This is a genomic window from Dyella sp. 2RAB6, from assembly GCF_052115385.1.
In the GTDB taxonomy this organism is placed as follows: Bacteria; Pseudomonadota; Gammaproteobacteria; order Xanthomonadales; family Rhodanobacteraceae; genus Dyella_D.
In genome coordinates, this window is the sequence record NZ_JBFRGP010000052.1 from 1 (window position 1) to 1,226 (window position 1,226).

Annotated in this window: 1 protein-coding gene; it reads right to left on the reverse strand. The window is 60.4% G+C overall.

The annotated features are described in order from the left end of the window. Positions 1 to 7: 7 nt before the first annotated feature. The gene (locus AB4083_RS22865) at positions 8 to 1,171 is read right to left on the reverse strand and encodes an IS30 family transposase (protein WP_441610797.1); all 1,164 of its coding nucleotides are present in this window, start codon (positions 1,169 to 1,171) and stop codon (positions 8 to 10) included. Positions 1,172 to 1,226 lie beyond the last annotated feature (55 nt).

Here is a 1,226-nt window from a genome sequence, read left to right on the forward strand (position 1 = left end):
GGCGGTTTCAATCGGTCGACGCAACAACTTCCTGCAGCTTCTGGGCAGGTGTCAAGAAGCCCAACGTCTTACGTGGCCGTTCGTTGAGTTCACGCGCCACTTTGTTCAACTGCGCCTGGGTCAGCGACGCCAGATCCATGCCCTTGGGAAAGTATTGCCGCAGCAATCCATTGGTGTTCTCGTYGCTTCCGCGCTGCCAAGGACTGTAGGGGTCACAAAAGTAGACCTGCATGTCGGTGGCCAGGCTGAAGTCCTTATGCCGCGACAGTTCCTTGCCCCGGTCCCAKGTCAGCGATCGCCGTAGTTCGGCGGGCAGTTKGCCTATCACGCGCTTGAGCGCGCCCACCACTTCCTGCGTTTGCTTGCTGGAAACCTTCGCCAGCATCACGTAACGCGTCTGGCGTTCCACCAGCGTGGCGATATGGCTGTTATGGCTGCCTGACAGCAGATCGCCCTCCCAGTGACCTGGCACCGCGCGGCTTTGCGCTTCCGCCGGCCGTTCGCTGATCGATACCGCATCCTGGATCTTTCCGCGGCCATCTTCACTTCTTACCTGCTTGGATTGCCGCATCAACCGCTCGAAGCGCAGATGCGACATCAGCTCCTTTTTCAGGGCTCCGCGCGACTGAATGTACAAACTGCGATAGATCGTTTCGTGCGACACACGCATCGCCTCGTCGTGGGGATACGCCAGTTTGAGCCATCGCGCGATCTGTTCGGGTGACCAGTTGCGTTTGAGCCTTGCGGCYACCACCCGCTGCAGCCTTGGCCGGCTAGCCAGCACGCAGCGTTTGGGRCGCTGCGCATGGTGCCAGGCTCGCTTGTCCGCCGATTCAGCACGGTAGTGCTCCCGCCCGCCATGGCGTTTGACCTCTCGGCTGATCGTCGACGCAGACCGCCCTAACTCTCGGGAGAGCTGGCGCAACGATTGGCCCTGGGCCAATCCGCGCGAAATACTTTCACGCTCAGCCAGGCTCAATGTCCGCTCAGACCGCTGTCGCTCCCGGGGGGATATGCCTCCGTTAGTCTTCAATATCCAGCGGATGGAYGCTGAGTACTGGCCCAGGCTGCGTGCGATCTCGGCAATGGAGTCTCCTTGTCGCCACTGACTCCATAACCGCCTCTTCTGTTCCGCGTTCAGGCCTCTTGCGGTCGACCCTGCTTTGCTCATCGTCTCTCCCGGTCGTCATCACCATGTGGTGTTGCATTGACCAGTTGAAACCGCC